The sequence below is a fragment of the Phycisphaeraceae bacterium genome, from assembly GCA_019636675.1.
GTDB lineage: Bacteria > Planctomycetota > Phycisphaerae > Phycisphaerales > UBA1924 > JAHBXC01.
In genome coordinates this window covers 345,755-371,198 of the sequence record JAHBXC010000003.1, presented here as the reverse complement: position 1 = coordinate 371,198, position 25,444 = coordinate 345,755, and the positions used below count along the sequence as shown (strand labels likewise).

Sequence of the window (25,444 nt, the reverse complement as noted above, 5' to 3'; positions counted from 1 at the left end):
GGGCCTCGAAGTGGAGCTGATCGGGATCGAACCGACGACCTCTTGCATGCCATGCAAGCGCTCTCCCAGCTGAGCTACAGCCCCAAGCATTGGTTGTTTCGCGGCCGGCCGCGACCGCCCCGGACCGACCTCATCGGCCGACCGGGGAGCGAACACAAGGGTAAACCCGGTCCCCGTCGGGTCAAGGGGCGGGCGGAAATCAGGGCCGATCCGGCCCGGCCCCCGCCCCGGGGGGCGTGGGCATGCCCTCGGCCGCCGTGCCCCGGGTGGGAATCTGCTCGGGCTTGGAGGGCGTCAGCACCTTCAGCCCGGCGATGCCCAGGATGATCAGCAGCACGCACGCCGCGTGCGAGGGGGTGAAGCGGTCCTTGAACAGGATCGGCCCGGCGAGGGCGGCCCCGACGGCGCCGATGCCGACCCACACGGGGTACGCCGTCCCGATCGGCAGCGTCTTCATCGCCCGGGCGAGCAGATAGAAGGAGATGATCATCGCGACGATCGTGACGACGGTCGCGCCCGGGCGCGTGAACCCGGCGGAGCGCTTCATCGCGATGGCCCAGACGACTTCGAGGAGACCGGCGACGGTGAGGAGGAGCCAGGGCATGGGGAGGGTATGGCGATGGGCAACGGGATGAGATTGCGTTACCACTTTCCGGCCCCCTCGCCCCTGGGGGGAGAGGGCTGGGGTGAGGGGTTCGGATCTGACTGATGTGATAATCCTTTCGGACCTCCCGTGGCACGGCTGCGCCGTACCACGCCACCCACTTCTCTTCTTGCTCCCTACTCCCTGCTCCCTCTACCCACGAGCCACCCCGCCAGCGCGCGCATCGCTTCTCCCCGATGACTCCGGGCGTTCTTCTCGTCGGGGGAGAGTTCCGCGCTCGTGCGCCCATCCTCGAGGACCAGCAGCGGGTCGTAACCGAAGCCGTTGCTCCCGCGCGGCGAGTCGCCGATGACGCCGGGGAACTCGCCCCTTGTCTCGAACAGCACGCCGCGCGGATCGGCAAGGCACGCGGCGCAGACGAAGCGCGCGGTTCGTTTCTGTGGTGCCACTCCCCTGAGCGCCTCGAGCAGTTTCGCGTTGTTCGCGTTGTCGCGCTCCTCGCGCGTCGCGCCCACGCCGGCGTAGCGAGCGCTGTAGATCCCCGGCGCGCCGCCCAGCGCGTCGACCTCGAGCCCCGAATCGTCGGCCAGGCACGCGCGCCCCAGCGCGTTCGCGTAGTACAGCGCCTTGAGCCGCGCGTTGCCCTCGAAGGTCGGCGCGTCCTCGACCGGCTCGGGGAGCGCCTTGGCGCCGTCGATGTCCCGGAGCGTGCGCAGGGTCACGCCCTCGACGCCCGATGCGCGGAAGACGGCGAGGATCTCTTCGACCTTGTGGGGATTGGTGGTGGCGACGACGATCTCGCGCACGCGCGGCGCGCTCACACCGAGTACACCACGCCGCGGTACTCGTCGGGGATGTCGCCCTGCTCGGCGCGGATGACCGAGCGGATGCCCCCTCGCCCCTTCCAGACCGCGATGACCTGCAGCCACGACGGGTTCATCGCTTTCGCGAGATCGTTGCGGATGCTGTTGGTGACCGCTTCGTAGAAGATGCCCTCGTTGCGGAAACTCTGGAAGTAGAGCTTGAGACTCTTCAGTTCGACGCAGACGCCGCCTTGCGAGGCAGGTCGGGGGGAGAACCGCACGACGATCTCGCCGAAGTCCGGGTGCCCGGTCTTGGGGCAGAGCGAGGTGAACTCTTCCGAGACATGCTCGATGACGAAGGGCGTCGATCCCGCCTGGTCGGGGGTTGGGAACACTTCCAGCAGCGTCGTATCCGGCACCTGCGCGCTCCTTGGCGTCGTCCCGGCGTCGCGCCGGGGGTCGGTCAGTTATAGCGCGAGAGCAGTTCGACGATCCGGGGCTGGCTCGGATAGATCTGGACGCTGCGGCGGAGGGCTGCGATGCCGTTGCGCCTGGCCTCGTCGTCGGCGCGGTTGGAGAGCAGCCACTGGTTGAGGAGGGTGACGCCCTCGCCGTTGAGCGCCGGGTAGTAGCGCGGGTCGAGCTTGAGCGCCTCGCGGAAGGCGACGAGCGACGCGTCGTACTCGCCCAGTTTGAACCGCGCGAAGCCCAGGCGCTCCCACGCGCCCACGCTGGGGCGCTCGCGCACCAGGCGCTCGAGGGTGTTGGCCATCTCGCGATGCCGGTTGATCTTGCCCAGACTGTCCGCCATGTTCAGCAGCAGTTCCGGGGTGAGGTCCATGCGGTTGGCGGCGGCCTCGAACTCGAGCACCGCCTCGCGGTGACGACCCAGGGCCGCGTAGACAGCGCCGAGGTTGACGCGACCGGGCCCGTGCTCGACATCGACCTCCATCGCGCGGCGCGCGTAGGGCAGGGCCTGCTGGGCCTCGCCGAGCTGGAGGTAGGCGGTCGCGACATTCAGGTTGGCGTCGCGGTCGTTGGGCTTGATCTGGAGGGCGCGCAGGTACTCGCGGATCGCGTCGCTGAGCCGGTTGAGGAGCTGGAGCGCGAGCCCGTGGCCGTAGACGGCGTCGAAGTTGTTGGGTTCGAGCCGGGACGCCTGCGCGTAGGAGGTCTCCATCGCCTCGTAGTTGCCGGTCTTGCGATGGATCTCGCCCATCGAGAGGTAAGCGGTGGTGAGGCGCGGGTTGTCCTGAATCGCGCGCGACAGTTCGGCGAGGGCGGCGGCGGTATCGCCGCCCTGCTCGAGTTCGAGCGCCTTCTCGACGCGTTCACGCGCGCGGACCTGCTGCGCGGGCGCCTGCACCGGGGCGGCGGCCTGCTGCTCGCGTGGTGGGCGACCCTCGAACAGCACGCAGCCGCTTACGGTCAGCAGCGAGCCGATCGCGGCGGTCGCCGCCAGGGAAGCCCGAACGAGATGATGCCCAGAGGGCGCGGATCGCTTCATCGCCAACAACTCCCCATGCCTCCTTCGGAGGACGAACCAGACTCCCGGAACGAGAACCGAGGGTATCACCGACGACGCGCCGGCGCCTTTTTCCGGGCGGTCCGCGCCTTGGGCGGGGCCTTCCCGACCGGGGCGGCGGTCCCCTTGGACTTCTTCGCGGGTCGGGCCCCTGTCGTTCGCGCGGCGTCGCCGATCAGCCCCCGGAGCGTGGCGAGGTTGATCGCGTCCCACGGCTCGCCCCCGGCCTCGGACGATTCGCCCTTGGGGGTCTCCATGATCTTGGGGACCGAGCCGAGGTCCGGGTGGCGCACGACCGCCGCGAACCCGTCGACGCCGATCGTGCCGCGTCCGATGTGCTCGTGCAGGTCGCGCCGGCTGCCTAGGGCGCCCTTCGAGTCGTTCATATGGATGACGCGCAGCAGGGACAGGCCGCAGACCTCGTCGAAGCGGTCGAGAACGGCGCGCGCGCTCTGCTCGGACGACATGTCGTGGCCGAAGGCGTGGGCGTGGCAGGTGTCGAAGCAGCAGGCGAGTCGGGCGCCGGCCTCGTCGGGGTCGACGCCGGCCTCCGGGGCGCCCTCGATGACCATGTCGCGGATGTCGCGCAGGTGCTCGAAGGGCCCGCCCAGGTTGGCGCCGCTGCCCACGGTGTTCTCGAGGCAGACGACGGTCTGGTAGCCGGCGGTGTCCTTGAACAGACGCAGATACGCCTGCGCGATGCGCGCGAGACCGGTCTCCTCGCCGCTGCCCAGGTGGGAGCCGGGGTGGCTGACCAGCAGGGGGATGCGCAGGCGCTCGCAGCGCTCGATCTCTTCGCGCTGGAGGGCGACGGCGCGTTCCCACTTCTCGTCGTCGGGGCAGGCGAGGTTGATGAGGTACGAGTTGTGCGCGACGGTGCGTCCCTGCCAGCCGAGGCGCTCGACCTCGCGCAGCCATTCGTCGGCGGCGTCGTCCGCGAGGGGCGCGACCTTCCACTGGCGCTGGTTCTTGGTGAACACCTGCACGGTGTCGAGCCCCAGCGCCTCGGCCTCGCGCAGGGCGTTGCTCATGTTCCCGGCGATGGAGAGGTGTGAGCCGAACATAGTTGATGATACGGGCGGCGCGCTCACAGCAGCAGCAGGCAACCGACGATCCACGCGCCGCCGACGACCAGGGCGAGGGCGGTATAGCCCACGACCTCGCGCGCCTTGGCGCCCGTGATCGCCAGCGCGGGCAGCGCCCAGAAGGGCTGGAGCATGTTGGTCCACTGGTCGCCGTAGGAAACCGCGAGGACGAGTCGCGCCGGGCTCACCCCTGCGTCGAGGGCTGCCTGCATCGCGATTGGACCCTGCACGCTCCACTGCCCTCCCCCGGAGGGCACGAACAGGTTCACGAGCCCGGCGCTCAGGAAGGTCATCACCGACAGCCCGCCCTGCGCGCCGCCCGACTGCGCGACGAACCACGAGGAGATCTGGGCCGCCAGCCCGCTGACGGTCATGAGCCCGATGATGCCGGCGTAGAGGGGGAACTGCAGGATGATGCCGGCGCAGCCCCGGGCGGCGTCGTCGATCGCGTCGGCGTAGCGTCGCGCCGAGCCGTGCAGCGCGAGCCCGACGCCGAGGAAAAGCAGGTTGGCGGTGTTGAGGTCGAGGGCCGCGACGCCGCGATCCGCGAAGCGCGTCGCGAGCCAGATGAGCGCGGGCAGCGCGATGAGCCACACAAGGATCGGGCTGCGCTCGAGCATCGAGGGGAAGCGCCCCGGCGCGTCGTCCGTTTCGTCGATCGGGGCCGGCGCGCCGACGGGCGGTTCCGGACGCGCCGACGCGGCGGCGGCGGCGCCTCTTGGCGCCAGCAGCGCAAAGAGCGCCGGGATGATCACCACCAGCCCGCCCGTCACGAGCAGGTTGAAGGGCGCGAAGATCGTCTCGCTCACCGGGATCGCGCCGACGCGTGCGGCCAACTCTTCGCCCAGGATCGCGCGCTGCTGCGCCTCGCTCGCGGCTGCGAGTGGCGCCGAGCCCGAGAGACCCCCGTGCCACACCATCATCGTCGTGTATCCGGCGGCGGCGAGCAGGCCCGCCGGCATCGTGATCCCCTTCTCGCGCAGCGCCCGGGACGCGTCGCGCGCCAGCAGCGCGCCCACGATCAGCCCGAGCCCCCAGTTCACGAGCCCGAAGCAGATCGCGACGAAGGAAATCATCGCCGCCGCCTGCGCCCCTGTGCGCGGCAGGGACGCGAGTCTGCGCAGCAGGGCCGCGACCGGGGGCGAGCTCGCGAGCGCGTGGCCCGTCACGAGGATGAGGCACATCTGCATCGCGAAGGCGAGCAGGTTCCAGAACCCGCCCTGCCAGGCGTCGAGGAGCGTGCGCGCGTAGAGCCCGGTCGACACGCCGCCGCTGTCGGTGAACGCCAGCGCGAGCAGGAAGGTCAGCGCCGTCAGCAGGATGGCGAGGACGAAGGGGTCCGGCGCCGTGGCGCGGAACACGCGGGCGAGTCGCTGTCCGAGGGTCGAGAGCATGCGCGGCAGCGTACCGCGCCGGGGCGGACGCGCCCGGAACGAAACACGGGGCCCAGCCGGTTAGGCCAGACCCCGCGGGTCAAGGAACGGCGGTGTGCCGGTTATTGGTGTGTTCTCTCTCTCTCTCCTCCACACCGGGCATCGCTGTCACACGGGTACTTTCGGCCATCGCGGTGACTGCGCCGTGAAGGGGGTGTGAATCTCGATTCATTCGTGCGGTTTTCGCGCCCGCCCGGCGCCGGTACGCTGGGGGCATGCGTCGGCGCGCGATCGACAGGCGTTCGGGAAAGGCCCACGAAGAGACCGTGCGTCTGTTCGTCGCGTGCTATCCGCCGGCCAGCGTCGCGCGGGAACTGTCGCGCGAGGCGGCGGCGCTGTGCGAGCGCCGGGGGCTGCCCGACTCGCGCGAGACGCCGCCGGACCAGGTGCACCTCACGCTGCAATTCGTGGGCGACACGCCCCTGGGCGCGCTCGAGAGCGTGCGCGAGTCCGTCCGTCGCGCGGCCAGCGGGCTTCGCGCGTTCGAGCTCTGGCCGATCCGGCTCATCGGGCTGCCGACGAACGACCGCCCGCGCCTCATCGCGGCGGAGACTGACGCGCCGCCCACGCTGCTCGAGCTGCACCGACGGCTCGTCCAGCGCTTCGCGCGCACCACGCGCGCCAGGCCGGGCGATCGGTTCCTCCCCCACCTCACGCTGCGCCGCTTCGTCACGCCGGGGTTCCGGTGCGAGCCGATCGACGAGGAACTCGCGCTCGAGCGCGAGCGCGTGGTCTTTCCGGTGTCGTGGATCGCGCTCGTGCGCAGCGACCTGTCGCGCAGCGGCGCGACGCACCGGGAAATCGAACGGGCGGAGCTGGCGGGGTAACGGGCAATGGGCAATGGGCAATGGGCAATGGGCAATGGGCAATGGGCAATGGGCAATGGGATCGGATCTTCCCCCCTCCCGCTCGCGGGAGGGGGAGCTGACAGGTGTGCACTCGCGCGCTGATACTCGTTCGTGCCACGCCACCAGTGCTTTGTTCTTCTCCGGTTTAAAACGGCGGCGGGCTCGTGAATTCCTCGCGGCGCTTCGTCCCCGGGGCGAGGAACGACAGCTCGGTCGCGTGCAGCATCAGTCGCCCACGAGGTGAGCGCGGCGGGGTCTCGTCGAGTTCTCGCGCGAGCCGGTGGTCGGTGGGGTTGTAGAGCACATCCCCCAGGATCGGCGCGCCCAGGCACAGGGGCGCCGGCAGCGACGCGTGCACGCGCAGCTGGTGCGCGCGCCCGGTGATGGGCTCGAAGCGGACGCGCACGCGGTCGGGCTCGCGCGCGAGGACGCGCCAGCGCGTCTGCGCCGGGCGCCCGTGCTCGGGGTCGTGAATCTGGAAGGGCCGGTTGTCCAGGTCCACGCGCATCGGCGCGTCGACGAGCCCTGAGTCCTGCGCCAGGGGCGAACGCGCTATATCGACATCGATCGTCTCGAGCAGCGCGACATACGCCTTCTCCACGAGCCGGTCCTCGAACTGGCGCGAGAGCTCTCGCTGCGCGCCCTCGTCGAGCCCGAACACCATCAGCCCGCTCGTGTCCATGTCGAGCCGGTGCACGACCAGCGGCCCCGTCGCTCGCGGGAACATCGCGCGCACACGCGACGCGGCGCAGTCGGCCTTGTCCGGCCCTTTCCCCGGCACAGACAACAGCCCCGCCGGCTTCTCGATCACCACGAAACGGTCAGACTGGTGCAGGATCGTCAGGGGCATGGGGGTGGGTCGGGCAATGGGCAATGGGCAATGGGCAATGGGCAATGGGCAATGGGCAATGGGCAATGGGCAATGGGCAATGGGATCGGATCTTCCCCCCTCCCGCTCGCGGGAGGGGGCAGGGGGAGGGAGCGCTGACAGGTGCGCTCATCGCGCCTTCTTCCCCATTGCCGATTGCCGACTGCCTATTGCCCTCCTCAGACCCCCTTGCGCATCCTGCGCGCCCAGGCGCCGTAGCGGAGGGCGGCGCGGAGCATCTCGGCGCGTGGGGGCTTGCCGCGTCCGAAGGCGGTTTCCATGCGCCAGTGCCAGTACGGGCCCTTGAAGCGGAAGCGCGTCACGAAGGCGAGGCGCAGCAATTCGAGACTCCCGAACACGCATTCGCTGGGTCGCAGGCGCATGGGTGAAGTGTACCTCATCGCTCAGGCCTGACGCCAGCGGGACTTGCATCGTCGAGGTTGCCGCAACATGAAATCGCTTTCCATCTGCTTTCACCGGCTCGCGCGGGTGCGCGAGGGAGAGTGTGGCATCAACGAACGCACTCCGCGTTCCACGCACCCCGAAAGGAAGCCCCCCATGGCACAGCACACCACCCCGACGCAGAAGCCCGAGAAACAGCCCGACAAAGGCCGCACCGGCGATCAGGCCCACGACCCCAGGACCGCCAAGCCCAGGCAGGACCACCCCGAGTCCACGGACCGCGGGCGCGACCGCAACCCCGGCGACGCGAAGCGCGACGAGAAGGGCGCCGAACAGAAGCCCTCGCAGAAGCGATGACTCACCGTTGGGCGCCGGTGTGTCTTCGTGATGCGCCGGCGTCTTTCCGTGTGAACGATCAGCGAGCGCCGAACGCCGCCGCGAGGATCTCGTCGGCGCGTTCCAGCGAACCGTTGCGTTCGATCGCCAGGCGGACCATCCGCTGCGCGTCGGCCTCGTTCTGACCGAGCCGGACGAGCGCGAGCGCCGCCTGCTGCGCCTCGGCCGAGAGCCCCTGCATCGCGCTCGCGGCGGCTGGTGTGCCGCGCGCTCCCGGGGCGCCGGCCTTCACCTCGATGTCGCGCGTGCGCGCATCGACGAAGGGCGTGGCCTTGCCCTTGAGCTCGCGCGCGATGGTCTCGGCGAGTTTGGGGCCGACTTCCGGCAGGGTCTTCAGGAACTTGACGTCCTCGCGCTCGATCGCCAGCGCGATTTGCGCCGTGGGCGCCGCCAGCAGTCGCAGCACGCGCTTGGGGCCCAGCCCCTTCACCTTCGTCAGCAGCTCGAAGAAGCGGCGCTCGTCCTCGCTGACGAACCCCAGCAGGCGCGGCGTGATGTTGCCCCCCTGCGCGCCCTGCTCGTAGACCTCGACTGTATGGAGCGTGACCGTCTCGCCCACGCGATCGACCAGCGAGGCGGCGGCGTAGGCCGGCAGCAGCGCCTCGTAGGCGATGCCGATGGGCAGCGCGACCACCGCGAGGGGCGCGACGCCGCCACCGGACAGCGTTTCGACCTTCTCCAGGGTGCCGGTCACGCGGGTGAGCATCCGCAAGTTGTACCCGTTTCGTGCCGCGGCGGCGCGATCACTTCCCGTATCGCCCCGTCGCGGCGTCGGGGGGCAGGGGCGAATCGTTGAGCGGCCAGCCGGCGACGCCCGCGACGCGCCGGCGCAGGTCCTCCGCGACCTCTCGCGCGCTCAGCTTCGACCCCTTGTAGCGCACCGGCTCGAGGAACACCACGCGCGAGCGGCTCGGCCTCCACAGACTCCCCCACGCGGTGCGCGCGTAGGGCGTGCCCTCCACGAACACCGGCAGCACCGGCGCGCCGGTCCGCTTCGCGAACACGCCCACGCCGACCATGAACGGGTGGATCTCGCCCGGAGGACGCTCGATGCGCCCCTCGGGGAACACACCGATCACCCCGCCCCGGCGCAGGTGCGCCATCGCGGCGCCGGCGGCCTTCGCGTCGCCGTTGGTCCGGTCGACGAAAATGATCCGCGCGAACTTCCAGAACCCGTCGAACCGCGGCAGGCGCATGTCGTCCGCCATCATCCAGCGGATCTCGAATCGGCATCCCGCCTGGATCAGCAACGGGTCAACGCCGGCCGTGTGGTTCGCCACCAGCAGCAGAGGACCCGCGCCCTTGGTGCGAGGGACATGCTCCATCCCCTCGAAGCGCACACCGTGGACCACGCGCGAGTAGAGCCGGAAAACCAGGATCGCCGCCCCGGTCCCGAGGTCGTCGGGCCCGCGCGTCGAGGTGCGTCGAACGACATGCACGCCCAGCACCAGCGCGAGCCAGACGCCCACAAAGACCAGAGCCGGGATGTGCCAGGACCCACCCATCGAGGGCCATGTTAGCACCGACTAGATGAAAGCCAGCCCGATCGGCTCGCTTTCGGCGCTCCGGACCCGCGGGGGGGGCGGGGTCGGGGGTCCGAGGGTCAGAGATCGACCAGTGCCATGTCGGTCTCGTTCAGGACGCGGGTCTTCGCAACGCTCACCCCGGCGAACACGCGCAGGGGCTCCACGCCGCTGTGCGCCATCTGCTCGCGGATGGTCGGGGCGTCGTAGATCGACCGCTCCTCGCCGCGCACGCCGGCGGCCAGGTCCAGGGCGATCTGCCCGTCGACCCGCGCGCCCTCGCGCACCGGGATCGCCTGCTCGAAGGGCTGCACGACATGCGTCGCGTTCTCGAACGAGCCGGCCTTCTCGGCCCAGGTCGCCCCGGGGAGGAGGACATCGGCGTGGTCGGCCAGGCGCGTGGGCAGGGTGTCGATCAGGATCAGCTTCGCGCGGTCGCCCTTGGCGCGATCGAACGCGCGAACGATCTCGGGCGTCGCCCAGTCGCTGGGGTAGTTTCCGGTCAGCACGACGGCGCCGAACTCGCCCGACTGGGCGCGCGACAGGAAGTCCTCGAAAGCGAGCACCTTCGCGCCGCCGCTGTTGGCCTCGAGCACGCGCCGCACGCCGCGCGAGTTCGGGCACTTCTCGGCGCGCACGACGAAGCCGCTGCCGCCCTCGTGCGCCGGCTTGGCGCCCTTGGGGTACACGCGGTCCTCGCCCATCACGGGCACCGGGCCGACGGCCAGCGCGACATCGCCCGGGATCGCGTCGGCCAGCGCCGCGAAGCACTGCGCCTCTTCGCTCGCGAGCATCGGGGAGACCACGATCGCGGCCTTCTTCCCGCTCGAGCGGCACTCGTGCAAGATCTTCGACGCGTCGGCCAGCGCCGCGGCGAAGGTCGCCTCCATCAGCACGCCGTGCTCGCGCCGCATGGGCGTCGAGAGCCGGTCCTCGCGATGGATGAACTTCCAGCCGTATCGCACCTCGTCGGTGATCCACCAGCGGTTGATCGCCTCGTTGTCGCGCGGCTTGACGCGATAGACGCGCCCCTCGTTGTGCTCGAGGAAGATGTTGTCGCCGCTGGAAGTGATCCCGTCGATCGAGGGCGTCGACTTCAGGAACCACACGCGCTGGGCGAAGAGGAAGTCCTTGTCGAGCAGCGCGCCGACCGGGCAGAGGTCGACGACGTTGCTGGCCAGCTCGTTGTTCAGGGCCTTGCCGGGGAAGACATCGATCTGCTCCTTGGCGCCGCGCCCCTCGACCGTGAGTTCCGCGGTGCCCGACACCTCTCGCGTGAAGCGCACGCAGCGCGAGCACATGATGCAGCGATCGGAGTACAGCAGCACATTGGGGCCCAGGTCCTTCTTGGGCTGCTTGATCTTGTCTTCCTCGAAGCGCGACACGCCGCGACCGTAGAAGTAGGAGTAGTCCTGCAGGAAGCACTCGCCCGACTGGTCGCACACGGGGCAGTCCAGCGGGTGGTTGATGAGCAGGTACTCCATCACCGCCTTCTGGTTCTTGACGGCCTTGGGCGAGTCGGTGTAGACGACCTGCCCGTCGCCGGCGGCGACCTGGCAGGTGGGCACCAGCTTGGGCATCGGCTCGAGCTTGTTGTCGTTGCGCGGGTTGGGCGCCCAGACCTCGCCCAGGCAGATGCGGCAGGACGCGACGATCGAGAGCCCCGGGTGGTAGCAGTAGTACGGGATCTCGACGCTGTTCTCGAGGGCGACCTGGAGGATGGTCTTGCCGCTGGTGAACTCGCACTGCTTGCCGTTGATGGTGATGGTGGGCATCGTCGGGCGGTCTTTCGGGGGGGTCAGAGGGGGTGGCGCGCCGCCGCGAAGGGCGGAGCGGAGTGTAGGGGGAAAGACCCTGGGGAGGGCGACCGGTCCATCGCCCTGATCCTTCCCAGATTCACGGGTCCGGGCCCGCCCGGGCCTCGAAGGACCTGACGGGAGACTCTTGCTCTTGCCCGGGTCCGATGTACATTCTCAATCGGACCGACGCCCTCCGCGATGCGCCCCGGGCGGTCGGTTTCGTCTGAGGAAGAGCGGAAGGAACCGTCAACCATGCTGCCCAGAATCGTTGTCGTCGCCGCGGCGAGCGCGCTCGCCGCCGGTGCGTCCGCGGCCATCGTGCAGGGGACCGAACTGGCCCCCTATCAGGATGTCACGAACCAGCTCGCGATGTCCCACGGCGTGATCTTCTCGTCCCTGAACTACCCGGCGGTGACCTTCACCGAACTCGTGCCCGGGCTGTGGGGCATCCAGGGCGCCGAGCCGTGGGCGCCGCCCTCCAACGGCGGGTGGTACAACTCCCCCATCTTCGCGACCTTCGTGAACCCGGCCGACGGCGTGACGCCCGCCGTGGTCAACGGCACCGTCTCGGCGCGCTGGGGCGACGGCGGCGGCGACTTCGACGCCGTCGACATGCGCGCGTACGACCTCAGCAACAACCTCCTCGCGGCGCAGACCTTCACCGGGACGACCTTCACCGTCATCTCGCTCACCGCCAACGGCATCGCGCGCGTCGAGTTCTGGGCGAACACCAACGTCGGCGCAGGGACCTCCGACACCGGGCTCGACTGGCTGAGCTTCCCCACGCCCTTCGTGCCGGCGCCGGGCGCCGGCGCGGCGCTTGCCATCGCGGGCGCAACCCTCGCGCGCAGGCGCCGCTGAACACCACCGCTCGGGAGAGAGACACCACCATGCGAACCACCACCACACTCATCGCGACGACGCTCGTGAGCGCAGGCGCGCTCGGCGCGAGCGCCGCGGCACAATCCATGAACATCGATGTCGGCAATGCCTCGCCCGTCCCGTCCAGCGCCTACGGGGGCCCGGCCGGCTCGGCAGGCGCGTGGAACCAGTACACCGGCGGCGTCAGCGCCGGGCTCCTCGACCTCGCCGGCAACTCCACCGGCGTCTCCGTCTCGGGCACGGGCGGGTTCCTCTCCGGCTTCAACGACCCGCTCACCCTGGGCGACGACGACGCGCTCCTCGACGACTTCCTCAGCATCCCGTTCATCGAGACCTACACCGTCAGCGGGCTCGCTGCCGGCGCGTACGACATCTACGTCACCACCTGGACCTTCGGCCCGCTCTCCACCGGCGTCGATGTCAACAACCTCGGCATGCAGGTGATCGGCGGCGTCTGGACCGGCGGCTTCGTGCCCGGCGCCACCCACTCCCTGCACTCCGTTACGCTGGGCAGCGCGCAGGACCTCGTCATCGACATCTTCTCGATCAACGGCGCGCTCGGCGCGATCAGCGGCATCCAGATCGTCCAGATCCCTGCGCCCGGCGCAACGATCGGCCTCGCGCTGGGCGGGCTCGCGCTCACCCGCCGGCGTCGGTGACCAGCGCGTCACCCCGGAGCATCAGCAGCATCTCCGTCGTGCCCGGGCGGAAGCCGCACGACGCGAAGAACGCGCGGGCCCCGTCGTTGGGCGCCGCCGTCTCGAGCCGGATGCGCTCGACGCCCAGCGCCGTAAACCGCTCGACCGCCGCCGAGACGAGCGCCTTCGCCACGCCGTGCTTGCGCCACTGAGGCAGGACGAACAGGTCGTGGATCCAGCCGGACTCGGGCGTCCAATAGATCGGGACCTCGGGCTCGACCGTGCCGACGAGATAGCCGACGGTCTCCCCCTCGGGCGACTGCGCGACGAGGAAGACCGATCGCGGGTCGGCGGCGCGCTCGGGCAGCCACTTCGCGTACATCTCGACGATGTTCGGGCGAAAGGTGAATCGCTGCGGGTCCATCGCGCGGTGCATCTCGCAGATCGCTTCGACATGGGGCAGCACCGACGGGACATCCGACGCGCCCGCCGGACGGACCGCGAATGACGGCGGCATCTCGGGCGCGCGCAGGCGCGCCTCGAGCAGTTTCCTCACGCGCGCCCAGTCCGGGAGCGTCACGCTGAAGTAGACGGTGTCGCGCGCCGTGCCGTCGTCCATCACGCGATGGGCGCGCAGCGTGCCCTCGCGGATCGCGCCGACGCCGGCGATGGCGCGCTGGCTGCGCAGGTTCCTCGCGTCGGTCTTGAGCGTGACGCGCAGGCGCCCCATCGCCTCGAACGCGTGTCGGAGGAGCAGGAGCTTGCACTCGGGGTTGACGCGCGTGCCGCGGGCCGGAGGCGTGTACCAGGTCGAGCCGATCTCGACCGAGCGGTTCGCGTCGTCGATGTCGAGGTACGAGGTCGAACCCACGACGCGACCGCTCGCGCGCTCGACGACCACGAACATCCGCGACCGATCGGCGCCGGCGCGCATGCCGATCCACTCGCGGAACGACTCGCGTGTCCACTCCTTCGGGCGCGAGAGAAACCAGCGGAAGGTGTCGGCAGGGGTGGCGTCGAAGAGCGCGTCGGCGTGCTCGGCGGCGCGCAGCGGGACGAGTTCGACGGATTCGCCGCGCAAGGGGTCCTGTGGTTGGTTCACGGGGTGATCGTAGATCGTCGCGCGACAGGGGGCGGGGGCGTCAGGATCCGCTCGCCGCCTGCTCTCGCTCGCGGCGCAGACGCTCGAGGCGCTGGCGCTCGCGCTGCTCCTCCAGGCGCGCGCGGGCCCGCTCGAAGGCGGCCGCGAACCGCGGGTCGTCGCGGATCGAGTCGAGGTCCGCGTCGCGCGCGGCGACCTCGAAGCGGATGAAACCGGCCTCGGCTGTCCGTTCCCACGCGTCGAGCGCGCCCTCGATGTCGCCGGTGAGCGCCGCGAGACACGCCATGTTGTACAGGAAGTCAGCGGTCAGCTCCCCGCGCGCCCGGGACGCGAGCTCGAGATGCTTCTCGCGCGCGCGCCGGAAGCAGTCCATCGCTGCCGACTCGTCGCCGACGCGCCGGTGCAGCCAGCCGAGCCGGTACCACTGGTTGTGCTCGGGGATCTCCCAGGCGCCGCGGCGCATGGCGCGCTGATAGAGCGAGATCGCGCGCAGACGCGCCATCCGGGCCTCGTCCTCGTCGCCCGGTCCGGCGCGTCGGTCGTGCAGGTTCGCGAGCAACTCCCACGAGGACGCCTTCTTTGGCTCGCGTTCGAGCACGGCCTGCGCCAGCGCGATGCCCTCGTCGTAGCGCCCCTCGCGCAGCATCGCCCGGGCACGGTCGTGGTCGCTGATCACCGATTGCGGCGCGAACCCGCCCAGCATGCCCTTGGGGTCTTCCCAGTGTGAGAAAGTCACGAACGCCGCGACCATCGCGACGACGCCTGACACCCTGATGACCCAGCGCAGATCCATCGCTCTTCCATACCACGAACATCCCCCCGCTGTTGCCGCCGCCGGCGCGAATCCGCCCCGCCCGACGCCGGCCCTCCCCCTACCCTTCCCACCCATGCCCCCCGACGAGACCAACTCGCCCACCCCCGGAACCCCCGGAACCCCCGGCCACCTCACCGGACGCACGCCCGACCCGGCGCGCTATTCCCAGGGGCCGCGAGGCACGCGCGACTTCTACCCCCTCGAGATGGCCAAACGCCGCTGGATCGAGGAGAAGTGGCGGAAGGTCTCCGTCCGACACGGCTTCGACGAGATCGACGGCCCGCGCTTCGAGCACCTCGACACCTACACCGTCAAAAGCGGCGAGGGCATCGTCTCCGAACTCTTCTCCTTCACCCGCGCCGGGGGCGAGACCGAGTTCGCCCTCCGCCCCGAGTTCACCCCCACCCTGGCGCGCATGGTCGCGGCCAAGGCCAACGCCCTGCCCAAACCCATCAAGTGGTTCAGCGTCGGCCCCTACTTCCGCGCCGAGAGGCCGCAACGAGGACGCCTGCGCGAGTTCCTGCAGTGGAATGTCGACATGGTCGGCGACCCCAGCCCCGAAGCGGACGCCGAGGTGATCGCGTGCTGCGTGGAGATGTTGAGGGAGTGCGGGCTGACGGAGAAGGATGTCAGGGTGCGAATGAGCAATCGGCACCTGATTGCTCACAACCTCGCCGCAATTCAGATGGTCGAGAATATATCGGATGAAGTTCTTCCCACGATCTACGCCGCGATCGATGCACTGCCAAAAGAAGGCCGAACTCGGTTTCGCGATCGGCTCTCGGCACACATCTCGTCTGAAGCCATTGAGCAACTCGAATGGATGCTGGACAACCCTGCAGAAATTCGTGGACCAGATCATACTTACTTGATGGAGAAGGTCGCTGCTACGGATGCTGATTTGACGATGAAGGGCGAGCACTACCGTTTCCGCGATTATGGAACCGAAGTCGCAAAGCTGTATGAGTACCTCGCCAGTTCCGAGGTGGGTACGTTTGTTGATCTCGATCTCTCCATCGTCCGCGGTCTCGCCTACTACACCGGCACCGTCTTCGAGGTCCACGAAGCCAGCGGCGCCGAGCGCGCCATCGCCGGGGGCGGGCGCTACGACAACCTCGTCGAACTGTTCGGCGGGCCTTCGACGCCGGCCGTCGGCTTCGCGATGGGCGATGTCGTGCTCGCGCTCGTGCTGCAGGACAAGGGGCTGATGCCCAGCGACGAGCAGATCGCGCGCGACCTGGGGCTGACGCCCGAGGTGTTCGTGTTCTCGGTGGACGAATCGCTCGACGCGAAGGCCGCAGAACTGCTCGCGCAGTGCCGTCGCGCCGGGATGCACGCGCGCAAGTCCTACAAGACCACGCGCAACGTCGGCAAACTCCTGAAAGACGCCTCGACCCAGCGCGCCCGCTTCGCCGCGTTCGTCGAGCCCTCCCCCGACGGCGCCTCGTTCCGCGTGCAGGTGAAAGACCTGCAGGGCGGCGGGCAGGCGTCGTTCCCAACGATCGGCGAAGCGATCGCGCACATCACCAGCGCACGCTGATCAGAGCCGCGGGCGGAAGCACGCGGCTCGCAGCGACCGTCTTTCACCCGCAGATCAACCGCGACCTGCGCCCGACTCGCGCCCGTCTTGGCGCAACACCACATACTCGCACGCGCTCACGAGCGCCCGGTCGTCCCAGAGATGCCGCGTGCTGCCGTGGCGCGTCCAGAAGTGGGTGCGCGACGCGTGGCCGGGCATGGTCTTGAGGGCACGCGTCGCCCACGACTTGAGCGAGTGCATGATCCGCTCCGGCGGGTGGCCGGGAAGCGTCACCACCGCGTGGACATGGTTCGTGCGGACATTCAGCGCGTGGAGGGCGGCGCCTGTGAACGCGCATCGTTCGCGGATCGCACTATCGACGATCTCCCTCGCGTTGTCGTCGAGATTGATCTTCTGGTGAAGCGCGGACGCTTCGAGCCGCGTGCTTCCGCACGCGGCGCTGATCAGGAGATTGTCAGCTTCGGCGTCGACGCGGCGCGTTTCATTGAGACGAGGGCGACCTGGTTCTCGAGGTTCTGCGCGAGCGTTTCGAGCGAGCGCTTGAGCGCGTCGCCCGACGAGTCGCCGGCCGTCGGCTCGAAGTTGCCGGTCGGGTCGCCCGCGTCGCTGTTCCGGCGCAGCGCGGTGTTGATGGGCACGCGACCGAGGAAGGGCAGCGCGAGGCGCTGGGCCATCATCTCGGCGCCGCCGCGACCGAAGAGGTCGTATTCCTTGCCGTCGTCGCCGATGAAGTACGACATGTTCTCGACGACGCCCAGCACATCGACGCCGAGTTGCTGGAACATCTTGACGGCGCGCACCGCGTCGTCCTGCGCCACCTTCTGGGGCGTGCAGACGATCACCGCGCCGGTGAGTTTCAGCAGCTGCGTCATGGTGAGGGGCACATCGCCCGTGCCGGGGGGCAGGTCGATGACGAGGTAGTCGAGCTCGCCCCACTCGGTCTGCTGGACGAGTTGGCGGAAGGCGCCGTGGGCCATGGGCCCGCGCCAGATCAGCGGCTTGTCGGGGTCGACGAGTTTGCCGATGGTCATGGCTTTGACGCCGTGGAGGTAGAAGGGCTGGAGCATGTTCTCGCGCACGAGCGCGTCGTAGCCGTCGAGGCCCATCAGCGTCGGGACGGACGGCCCGTAGATGTCGCCGTCCATGAGCCCGACGGCGTGCCCCTTCCGCGCGAGCGCGACGGCGAGGTTGACGGCGATCGTGGACTTGCCCACGCCCCCCTTGCCGGCGCCGACGGCGATGACATGGCGCACGCCCGGGATGCCCGAGGGGCTGTCCTGTCCGGCGTCTGTCGCGGCCTTCTGCCCGAGCGGGATGGGAGAATGGCCCTGCGCCGACGGCGCGTTCGCCTGGACCTTGGTTCCTGCGGATGCGCCCTCGAACTCGACGGAGAGCGATTTGAACTCCTCGTCGCGCGACGCGAAGAGCGAGCGGACGGCGGCCTCGAGCCGGGCGCGGACCTCTCGCTGGGAGTTGGGGTCGTTGGACGCGAGGGCGATCGTGAGGCCGACATACCCGTCGCAGGCCGTGGCTTTGCGCACCGCCCCCAGCGCCGTGAGGGGGCGTCGGAGCTCGGGGTCCTCGACGCGCGTCAGGGCGGTCAGGATGTCGTCCTTGGAAATGCTCATGGTGCTCTGCAATACGGGGAGCGGCTGGTCGTTCTGCGGGTGACGACCCGATCGTATGACGCGTCGCGCCGGGAGACCCCGGAAGATCCCCCGGGCGCGACGGGCCGGACAACGAACTCCCTTGCTCCGTCCTTCCCGGGCCGCCCAGGCGGCCCACTGGGGGACGACAAAAGAAAGACCCGGCGTGTCCTCGCCGGGTCTTTCCCGTTGTGTGCTGCTGCCTGTCAGGCGGAGGAGATCCGCCCCCTTGTCTGTGAAGGGAGTTCGAGAGACCCCAGCGGGGCGCGTCCTGGCGCACCCGCAACTGCCTTCTCTCTACTGAGCGCAAACCGTCCCGAAATTGGACAGGACAATGTTGAGATCTGAGAAATTCACGATCCCGTCGTCGTTCACGTCGCCGGGGATCCCGGATCCCACCTGCCCGAAGGCCGAGAGGACCGCGTTGAGGTCCGAGAAATTAATGACCCCGTCGCCGTTGGTGTCGCCAGGGCAGGGCTCGCCTCCTGCGGCGGCGCGCGAGAACCCGCGGACGATGTTGACGGCGAGCGTCACCGCGCTGGGCGGAGAGTCGCACGGGGGGAGCATGAGCCCAACCGCGGCGGTGAACTCCGCCCCGCCCGCGCTCGGCGCGAAGCTCAGCGAGAACGATTCCATAGGCAAGGGCTCTCCACCAGACCCTGCGTGGCTCGGCCCGCGAGGGTTATCGCACGCGCCGCCGAACTGCGCGGCCTCGAGTTGGAAGAACACGTCAAAGAACGAGTCGATCAACAGCGGGCTCGTCAGGTGATTGAGCGTGAGCATGCCTTTCCCGAAGGGGTAGAACTCGGCGAAGCCGAACGGCTCGCCGGGCATTGACATCACGCCGGCGTCGACGATCGCCAGCGGCGGGCCGTTGGGGCTCGGCGTGAACCGCACGGGCAGAGACGCCTGGATCAGGTCGCCGGGGTTGGGGCCGGTCCCGTCGTTGAGGATCGTCCACTCGTAGCGCGCCCACCGGTCGTTGAGCACGACGGTGCGCAGCTGCGCCGCGCGCGGCATGCCGTTGACGAGCACGGGGATGTTCTGCGGCGCCTCGGACTTCAGCGTGATCTCTTCCGTGGGCGAGGGCAGGCCGACCCAGTTCAGCATCGAGGGCATGCCCGGGTCGGGCTGGAAGACGAACGCGGCGGCGCCCGATTCGCCGTCGTCGCACTCGTAGGCCGGCGGGACGCTGTCGTCGACGATCGCCGCGCCGCCGGCGCACGCCTCGAGCATCGTGCCGTCGCTGAAGAAGCCGCTCAGCACGCCGATCTGCTCGCAGCCCGAACCTCCGGAGCACATGCCCCAGCCGCGGCTGACGACGGGCATGTCCACGCTCTCGCCCGGCGCGAGCGTGATCGTCGAGACGATCTCGGGGATCGCCGGGTCCGCCGGGTTGGGGGGCAGGGGCAGGCACACGCCGGGGGGCAGGTCGTTCGCGAAGCCGAGGGGGAAGTTGTCGCCCTGCACGGGCGCGGCGATGGAGTAGACGAAGAACGGCTCGGAGCCGGGGTTGAACAGGTCGATGGTCGGCTGCGTCGCGGAGTTCTTGTTGCGCACGACGAAGTCGCCGGTGTAGGTGTGCACCGGGTCGTTGTTGGTGATGCGATAGAGCGACGCGATGTGGTCGCCGGCGTGCGCGGGGTCGTTGGGGAAGTTGAGGATCTCGACGTTGAGGCGCGGCTGCGTCGGATCAGCCGGCGAGGGATCGACGACCGCGAGGCAGGTGTCGCCCGAGTTGGTGAAGCGGTTGCCGTTGGCGAGGGTGACGGTCGCGCTGCCGATGACGGTGTAGATGCCGGTGGGGATCGCGGGCTGCTGCAGGCGCAGCACGTTCACGACGCGCTGGGTGACGACGCCGACCTGGGGGTTCATGACGTCGATCGAGCCGGCGCCGACGAGCTGGTTGGCGCTGTTGAAGACGCCCAGGGTGATCTCGAGGCGCACCGCTGTCGGGCAGTTCTGCGTGGTGATGAAGTTGCTGACCAGGAGCGGGAAGGTGGGCGTGATGATGGGCCCGATGAGGGGCTGGCGCACCTGCTTATAGATGACGGTGGACGCGGTGCAGGGTGGCGTGGGCGCCGGGCCCTGCACCCCGCCGCGGGTTCCGCCGCAGGCGAGCGCCGGGGTTGAGGAGAGCGAGGCGATCGAGACGAACGCCGCCGCGCAGAGCGAGGGTGTCGCGGCGCGGGCCAGTCGGGACAGGGTCGTGGTGATCACGGGCCACCTCCAACGCGCGCCGGTGGGCGCGCACGAGTGCGATCCGGAATTTCGGATACGCAGTGTCCCACACCGGGTTGGGCGTCGACATCGGGGGTTATCCCCAGTTCTGCGCCCCGTACACCCTGCAAAAACGCCCCCCGGAGCGCCGAAACGACGCCCCGGGGGGCCAGCGGAGGTCTGCGCACCGCGGGCAGGAACCAAGGACCCAGGAGACAAGACACAGGGACCCGCGGCGGCATTCTGGAAACGAGACAACCCCGGGTCAGTCGCAGGACTGCCCGAAGGCGGAGAGAACGAGGTTGAGGTCGGCGAAGTTGACCACGCCGTCGGCGTTGAGGTCGGCGGGGCTGGTGATGTCGTTGGCGCCGAAGGCGGAGAGCACCGCGTTGAGGTCGGCGAAGTTCACGGCGCGATCAAAGTTCGTGTCGCCGGCGCAGGGCGTGGGGAGGTAGTGCGTGACGAGGAGCTGCTCGCGCAGGCCGACGGGCTCGGCGAAGTCGCTCCGATAGAGCAGCACGAGCAGGTCGCTTACGCCGTCGCCGTTCAGGTCGCCGGGCGAGACCAGCGCGTTGCGCCCGCGGCTAAATTCAGAACTGAAGGGTCGAGGGAAGCCAGAGAAGACATCGCTCGTCTCGTCGTTCAGGTTTCCGGCTGCGAAGAACGCCTGGCCCGTCCGCCCGCACGAGGCGACGACGAACTCCCGCGAGGAATCGTCGTTGTCGTTCAGCAGCACGCTCCCGGCGAAGGCGTAGTCTGGGAAGCCATCGCCGGTCGCGTCGCCGAGTGGGATGATGGCGAACCCGGCCCGCGCGAGGCGAGGGCGCACCCCGTCGTCGGCGGGCACGACGACGAAGGGCTGGTGCCGGAAGGATTCCTGGTACACATCGACCGCCTGTGGGCCGTCGGGCGCGGCGCTGCTGATCACGGGCAGGGCGGCGTCGGTGTACGGGAATGTGCGGCTGACGGAGACGCCGATGACGACCTCGCCTAGGCCGTCGTCGTCGAGATCGCCGAGCAGCACCGCGCCCGCAAGGATCAGGCCGAAGGGCAGTCCGCTTGGATCGCTGGAGTACACCGCGTGGAGGGTGGGGGGCCCGAGGCGGATAAAGTCGACGATTCCCTGTCCGTGCAGGCGTGTCGACAGGATCTCTCGGGCCCCGCCGGCGCGGACGCCGAGGTCCACCATCGCGTACCCGCAGAGTGCCTGCGACGACACCGGCATGTTCGCGGGGCGCAGGGTCGTCAGCGTGTCGGCGTGGGGCGACCAGACGGCGTTCGTGTCCGCGAGGCTTGCTTGCACACGACCGAGCAGGAGGGTTCCGTCGTCGTAGGGGAGCATCGAGAGTCCCCACGGCTGGCTGCCGGGCGCGAATGGCTCGCGCAGGACCTCGCCGGTGGCGCCCGAGTAGACCCGGAGCGATGCGGCGGTCCCGAAGGCGCGCCCCGCCGCGATGTCGGGCTTTCCGTCGTCGTCGAGGTCGTCAATGACCAGCGCCGAGAGGTGGGCGAGCTTGAAGTGGCTCGGGGCCGCGGTCGTGTCGCCGGGCAGTTCGAGAACGACCGCTCCCGTGCGACCGCAGCGCACCACCGACTTGAAGATATCGGGCGCCGTGAGCGGGACGGCGGAGTTGGGGTGGGTGAGCAGGTACTCGCGCACGCCGTCGGCGTTGAGTTCGTCGAGGAGGAGGATCGACCCGAACACATTCACCGTCTGCTGGAGCTTCACGGAGTCAAGGATCTCGACAGCGTCAGCGTCCGCGACGATGTCGCGGGCGAGAGGCCCGCCCATCGAGGAAGCGGTGGCGCCAGCCAATGCCGCAAGAATCGCCGCGGCGGGGAGGGATCGGAACGCGGTTCGTGACGCGAGCATGCGTATTGCCCTTTTCGGCTGCGTGTGGCTCAGTCGCAGGACTGCCCGAAGGCGGAGAGCACGAGGTTGAGGTCGGCGAAGTTGACCACGCCGTCGGCGTTGAGGTCGGCGGGGCTGGTGATGTCGTTGGCGCCGAAGGCGGAGAGCACCGCGTTGAGGTCGGCGAAGTTCACGGCGCGATCAAAGTTCGTGTCGCCGGCGCAGGGTGTGGGCATGTAGTGCGTGACGAGGTAGAGCGAGATCGGCGGCTCGAAGGGGTCGGCCGAGGTCATCATCACGACGAGGTCGTTGACGCCGTCGCCGTTGAGATCGCCGGGGGACACGAGAGAGTGGCTCCGCGCTGCCCAGTCGCCAGCGCTTGAGTTGCGCGGCGTCGAGGTCGTGATCTGCTCCACTGGGTCGATCGAGTCGGTGGTGAGCGCGAGGATGGTCTGTCCGGTGCGCCCGCACTGCACGAGCACCGCATCGCTGCTTATGAAGGACGGGAAGCGGACCTCGGCGACGACGGCGTAGTCGTTGAACCCGTCCCCGGTGATGTCTCCCAGCGGCGCGAGAGCGCTGTTGGGCAGGATCAGCGTGGCGCCGGGGAACGAGGCCGTGGGGTGGTGACGCCCGATCCAGGCGCCCGTGGCGCCGTCGAGGACCGGCAGCGCGCGCATCGGCAGCGGGTTCCCGAACGTGTCGTCGACGACGATCTGTCCGGTGACGACGATCTCGTCGACGCCGTCGGCGTTGAGGTCGCCCAGGATGGCTGCGCCCGCGTGGATCGCGCCGAGTTCGCCTCCGGCCGCGGAGAACTCGCCGCCGATGCGGGCGAGGGGCTCGCTACCGAGGAGTTCGGTGGCGAAGTAGGCGCCCGAGCCGCTCCTGTAGTGCGTGAAGTGGATGCGTCGCTGGCCTTTGGAATCGAGGCCGAGGTCGAGCATCGTGTAGCCGGAGATCGTGCTGTTTGTGGTGTCGAGGCCCTCGGGCGCGACCGGCGCGAATGTGTTGTCGGCCAAGGACCAGCGGCGCAGAGGCGCGGTCGCAAAGGGCGCGAATGTTCTGCCCAGCAGCAGTTCGTCCGGCGCGTCGGCGCCGTGCTCGGGCAGGATCGATATGCCCGAGGTCCAGGTCGACGATCCGCCGAAGCGGTTCAGCTCCGCGCCGTCCACGCCGCTGGAAACCTGCAGGACGGGGCTGCTCGACGACACGCGAGACGCGACGAGGTCGCGGACCCCGTCGCCGTTGAGATCGCCTACCAGCACAGCGGCCTGATGCGCGTTGCGGAGCGGGAGGAGGACCGGATCGCGCTGCGTGAGCGGCGCCAGCGTGGCGAAAACCTGACCCGTGCGCAGCGAGCGGATCCGCGCGACGAACGGATCGAAACGCGTTTCCTGCCCGTTCTCCAGGTGGGTCAGCAGGACCTCGCGCACGCCGTCGCCGTCGAGGTCGTCAAGCAGGTGCATCGACGCCCGGTTTGGGGAAGCGGAGGAGAAATCCGGCCCGCGCACATAGAGCGTCTCCGCGAGGTCCGCGTCCTGCAGCAGACGCTTGACGGGCGGGGCGCCCAGCGACGGGGTCGCGCCGGAGAGGGCGACGACGAGGGCTGCGGCGGGGATGCATCGAATCGCGGAACGGGACGGAAACATACAGAATGTCCTTTCCAACAAGTCGCGGCTCAGTCGCAGGACTGCCCGAAGGCGGAAAGCACGAGGTTGAGGTCGGCGAAGTTCACCACGCCGTCGGCGTTGAGGTCCGCCGGGCTGGTGATGTCCTCGGCGCCGAAGGCGGAGAGCACGGTGTTGAGATCCGCGAAGTTCACGGCGCGGTCGAAGTTCGTGTCGCCGGCGCAGGGCGTGGGGAGGTGGTGCGTGACGAGGTACTGTGTCTGCGTCGGCGGCGAGGCGCTGGAATCGACAACCGACACGAGCGCGAGGAGATCGTCGGTCCCATCGGCGTTGAGATCCCCGGGTGAAACGACCGAGTCCCGGCGCACCGTGTAGGGTCCGGCGAGAATGGACGACGTCAGCCGCACGGTCGGTTCGAGCCCCCCGGTCAGCGCGAGGATTGTCTGTCCCGTGCGCCCGCACTGCACGAAAACGACATCGGACACTGGGGCCGGCTCGGAACCGTCCGACTCGCCCGTCACCAGCGCGACGAGCGCGTAGTCTGGGAATCCGTCGCCCGTGATATCCCCCACCGACGCAACCCAGCCGGTGGGGAGGATCACCGACGGTTGAAAGTCGGGGACCAGCGCGAGGTCGATGGACGGGGTGTGCAGACCGATCACCTGGCCGCTGTCGCCGTCGAGCACCAGGGCGGCGAGCGTGGGGTCGTCGCTCGACCACGCGCCGGCGGAGAGTATCTCGGGGCGCCCGTCGCCGGTCAGATCGCCGAGCAGTGCCGCGCCTGCGAAGGCATGACCGCTCTGGCAACCGCTCATCGCGTCGCACACCACGCGATCGTCGAAGTCGAACGGATCGATGCGCAGCCGGCCGTTCGCCGAGAAGCCAAGACCCGAAAACCCGAGCAGGTACGCGTGTCGCGAGATATGGAACTCGTGCCCGCGCTCGGGGTGATCTCCCAGGTCCAGCATCACATACCCGTGCGCGACCTCGCTCGAGATCCCCGGCGCGGCGGGCGACTCGGTGATTGCCCCCGAGGCGGGATCCCAGATGCGAAACCCCGTGAACGCGGTCAGACTCAGCCCTCCCCGCGTTCGCCCCATGAGAACGCGGCCCTGGGCGGCATCCCCCTCCGACGGGAGTCTCGCGAGCGAGAGGCCCCATCCGCCGTTGTCGCCGTTGCTGAAGATCGAACCGGGGAGCAGCGCCCCGTCTGCCCCGGAATACGCGCGGAGCGCGGCGCGCTGGGAGATGTTGACTCCCATCAGCAAGTCGGGAACCCCGTCCGCGTTGCGATCGCCAAGCCAGAGCGCGGCGGTGTTTGCGTACGCGAGCGAGTTGGGCTGCCTGCTCAGCGACAGCAGGGGCATGTAGGTGGCTGGATCGATGATCTCGGTCCGATACCACGACCCTGTCCCACCGGGCCAGTGATGCGGGCTGGACACGAGCACCGTCGGCGCGTCCCCGAACGGCCCGCCCCGAAGCACGTGCAGCGAGCCGGCGTTGGTGAGTTCAACGCTCAGCGCGCTCGAGGTGAAGCGCACGTCCGCCCGATCCGCGTCGGCGAGCAGATCTCGCACCGGCGAACCGGCCAACGCGCCGGCCGCCAACACTGCCTTCATCGCGAACAGGACTGATGTGGTTCGAGTGTCCATCGTGTGCCATCCCATGAACGAGTGCGGTTCAGTCACGCGGCTGCCGACACACCGGGGCGAACGAGGTCGCCGGGGGTTGCTGGCGTCAATGGGCCGGAAGGGCGGCGGAAGGCCATCGGGGTGCTCCGGGAAGGGCGACCTGACAGGGGCGGCGGGCCCGAGAAAAAATTTCTCGATTCCG

At 69.4% G+C, this 25,444-nt stretch carries 24 protein-coding genes and 1 tRNA gene; 5 read left to right on the top strand and 20 right to left on the bottom strand.

The genetic code is table 11. The features are described 5' to 3' along the window. Nucleotides 1–11 precede the first annotated feature (11 nt). The 7 genes from KF684_11855 to KF684_11825 all read right to left on the bottom strand — a co-directional run bounded on the left by KF684_11855 (nt 12) and on the right by KF684_11825 (nt 5,411). A tRNA-Ala gene (locus KF684_11855) sits at nt 12–84 on the bottom strand. A 115-nt stretch (nt 85–199) separates the two neighbouring features. Beyond that, nucleotides 200–604: a multidrug efflux SMR transporter gene (locus KF684_11850; GenBank protein ID MBX3353617.1), complete on the bottom strand. Its 405-nt coding sequence runs from the start codon at nt 602–604 to the stop codon at nt 200–202. A gap of 176 nt (nt 605–780) precedes the next feature. Further along, a complete protein-coding gene (gene rdgB / locus KF684_11845; GenBank protein ID MBX3353616.1) occupies nt 781–1,425 on the bottom strand; it encodes an RdgB/HAM1 family non-canonical purine NTP pyrophosphatase in 645 nt (214 codons plus the stop codon). Continuing rightward, nucleotides 1,422–1,826: a preQ(1) synthase gene (queF, locus tag KF684_11840; GenBank protein MBX3353615.1), complete on the bottom strand. Its 405-nt coding sequence runs from the start codon at nt 1,824–1,826 to the stop codon at nt 1,422–1,424. Before queF ends, rdgB begins: the two co-directional genes overlap by 4 nt. A 44-nt stretch (nt 1,827–1,870) precedes the next feature. Beyond that, on the bottom strand, nt 1,871–2,914 hold the full coding sequence (locus tag KF684_11835; protein ID MBX3353614.1) for a tetratricopeptide repeat protein: 1,044 nt from the start codon (nt 2,912–2,914) through the stop codon (nt 1,871–1,873). Between the two features lie 65 nt (nt 2,915–2,979). Beyond that, nucleotides 2,980–3,996: a deoxyribonuclease IV gene (locus tag KF684_11830; GenBank protein ID MBX3353613.1), complete on the bottom strand. Its 1,017-nt coding sequence runs from the start codon at nt 3,994–3,996 to the stop codon at nt 2,980–2,982. A 23-nt stretch (nt 3,997–4,019) separates the two neighbouring features. Next, entirely contained in the window at nt 4,020–5,411 is a 1,392-nt protein-coding gene (locus KF684_11825; GenBank protein MBX3353612.1) for a short-chain fatty acid transporter, read from the bottom strand. 254 nt (nt 5,412–5,665) lie between these two features. On the opposite strand from KF684_11825, the gene thpR reads away from it, so the two are divergent. After that, the gene (gene thpR / locus KF684_11820; protein MBX3353611.1) at nt 5,666–6,277 is read left to right on the top strand and encodes an RNA 2',3'-cyclic phosphodiesterase; all 612 of its coding nucleotides are present in this window, start codon (nt 5,666–5,668) and stop codon (nt 6,275–6,277) included. Between the two features lie 166 nt (nt 6,278–6,443). Here the strand turns inward: thpR and KF684_11815 are convergent, their stop codons facing one another. Both KF684_11815 and KF684_11810 read right to left on the bottom strand, forming a co-directional pair. After that, on the bottom strand, nt 6,444–7,148 hold the full coding sequence (locus KF684_11815; GenBank protein MBX3353610.1) for an RluA family pseudouridine synthase: 705 nt from the start codon (nt 7,146–7,148) through the stop codon (nt 6,444–6,446). Between the two features lie 197 nt (nt 7,149–7,345). After that, nucleotides 7,346–7,549: a hypothetical protein gene (locus tag KF684_11810; GenBank protein ID MBX3353609.1), complete on the bottom strand. Its 204-nt coding sequence runs from the start codon at nt 7,547–7,549 to the stop codon at nt 7,346–7,348. 175 nt (nt 7,550–7,724) lie between these two features. Between KF684_11810 and KF684_11805 the strand changes: the two genes are divergently transcribed. Further along, nucleotides 7,725–7,925: a hypothetical protein gene (locus tag KF684_11805; GenBank protein MBX3353608.1), complete on the top strand. Its 201-nt coding sequence runs from the start codon at nt 7,725–7,727 to the stop codon at nt 7,923–7,925. 58 nt (nt 7,926–7,983) lie between these two features. Here KF684_11805 and KF684_11800 read toward each other — a convergent pair whose 3' ends face one another. The 3 genes from KF684_11800 to KF684_11790 all read right to left on the bottom strand — a co-directional run bounded on the left by KF684_11800 (nt 7,984) and on the right by KF684_11790 (nt 11,262). After that, nucleotides 7,984–8,670, bottom strand: a complete 687-nt coding sequence (locus tag KF684_11800) for a hypothetical protein (GenBank protein ID MBX3353607.1) — start codon at nt 8,668–8,670, stop codon at nt 7,984–7,986. Between the two features lie 37 nt (nt 8,671–8,707). Further along, complete coding sequence (locus tag KF684_11795) at nt 8,708–9,469, bottom strand: 1-acyl-sn-glycerol-3-phosphate acyltransferase (protein ID MBX3353606.1); 762 nt, start codon at nt 9,467–9,469, stop codon at nt 8,708–8,710. A gap of 98 nt (nt 9,470–9,567) precedes the next feature. Continuing rightward, entirely contained in the window at nt 9,568–11,262 is a 1,695-nt protein-coding gene (locus tag KF684_11790) for a molybdopterin-dependent oxidoreductase (GenBank protein ID MBX3353605.1), read from the bottom strand. Between the two features lie 276 nt (nt 11,263–11,538). Between KF684_11790 and KF684_11785 the strand changes: the two genes are divergently transcribed. Both KF684_11785 and KF684_11780 read left to right on the top strand, forming a co-directional pair. Beyond that, entirely contained in the window at nt 11,539–12,147 is a 609-nt protein-coding gene (locus tag KF684_11785) for a hypothetical protein (protein MBX3353604.1), read from the top strand. A gap of 29 nt (nt 12,148–12,176) precedes the next feature. Continuing rightward, entirely contained in the window at nt 12,177–12,827 is a 651-nt protein-coding gene (locus KF684_11780) for a hypothetical protein (GenBank protein ID MBX3353603.1), read from the top strand. Here the strand turns inward: KF684_11780 and KF684_11775 are convergent. Both KF684_11775 and KF684_11770 read right to left on the bottom strand, forming a co-directional pair. Then, the gene (locus KF684_11775; protein ID MBX3353602.1) at nt 12,808–13,908 is read right to left on the bottom strand and encodes an N-acetyltransferase; all 1,101 of its coding nucleotides are present in this window, start codon (nt 13,906–13,908) and stop codon (nt 12,808–12,810) included. The genes KF684_11780 and KF684_11775 overlap by 20 nt on opposite strands. Nucleotides 13,909–13,948: 40 nt before the next feature. Further along, nucleotides 13,949–14,701: a tetratricopeptide repeat protein gene (locus KF684_11770; protein MBX3353601.1), complete on the bottom strand. Its 753-nt coding sequence runs from the start codon at nt 14,699–14,701 to the stop codon at nt 13,949–13,951. A gap of 94 nt (nt 14,702–14,795) precedes the next feature. Here KF684_11770 and hisS point away from each other — a divergent pair, with 94 nt between their 5' ends. Continuing rightward, nucleotides 14,796–16,262 carry a histidine--tRNA ligase gene (gene hisS, locus KF684_11765; GenBank protein ID MBX3353600.1) on the top strand — a complete coding sequence of 489 codons (1,467 nt, stop codon included), beginning with the start codon at nt 14,796–14,798 and terminating at the stop codon, nt 16,260–16,262. Nucleotides 16,263–16,316: 54 nt separating this feature from the next. On the opposite strand, the gene KF684_11760 is transcribed toward hisS, so the two are convergent. The 6 genes from KF684_11760 to KF684_11735 all read right to left on the bottom strand — a co-directional run bounded on the left by KF684_11760 (nt 16,317) and on the right by KF684_11735 (nt 25,263). Continuing rightward, on the bottom strand, nt 16,317–16,709 hold the full coding sequence (locus tag KF684_11760) for a transposase (protein MBX3353599.1): 393 nt from the start codon (nt 16,707–16,709) through the stop codon (nt 16,317–16,319). Then, entirely contained in the window at nt 16,706–17,890 is a 1,185-nt protein-coding gene (locus tag KF684_11755) for an Mrp/NBP35 family ATP-binding protein (GenBank protein ID MBX3353598.1), read from the bottom strand. The genes KF684_11760 and KF684_11755 overlap by 4 nt, the downstream gene beginning before the upstream one ends. Nucleotides 17,891–18,205: 315 nt before the next feature. Continuing rightward, complete coding sequence (locus KF684_11750) at nt 18,206–20,128, bottom strand: hypothetical protein (protein MBX3353597.1); 1,923 nt, start codon at nt 20,126–20,128, stop codon at nt 18,206–18,208. 265 nt (nt 20,129–20,393) lie between these two features. Then, on the bottom strand, nt 20,394–22,001 hold the full coding sequence (locus KF684_11745) for a hypothetical protein (GenBank protein ID MBX3353596.1): 1,608 nt from the start codon (nt 21,999–22,001) through the stop codon (nt 20,394–20,396). A gap of 29 nt (nt 22,002–22,030) precedes the next feature. Next, entirely contained in the window at nt 22,031–23,632 is a 1,602-nt protein-coding gene (locus KF684_11740; GenBank protein MBX3353595.1) for a hypothetical protein, read from the bottom strand. Nucleotides 23,633–23,661: 29 nt separating this feature from the next. Continuing rightward, the gene (locus KF684_11735; protein MBX3353594.1) at nt 23,662–25,263 is read right to left on the bottom strand and encodes a hypothetical protein; all 1,602 of its coding nucleotides are present in this window, start codon (nt 25,261–25,263) and stop codon (nt 23,662–23,664) included. Between the last annotated feature and the right edge of the window lie 181 nt (nt 25,264–25,444).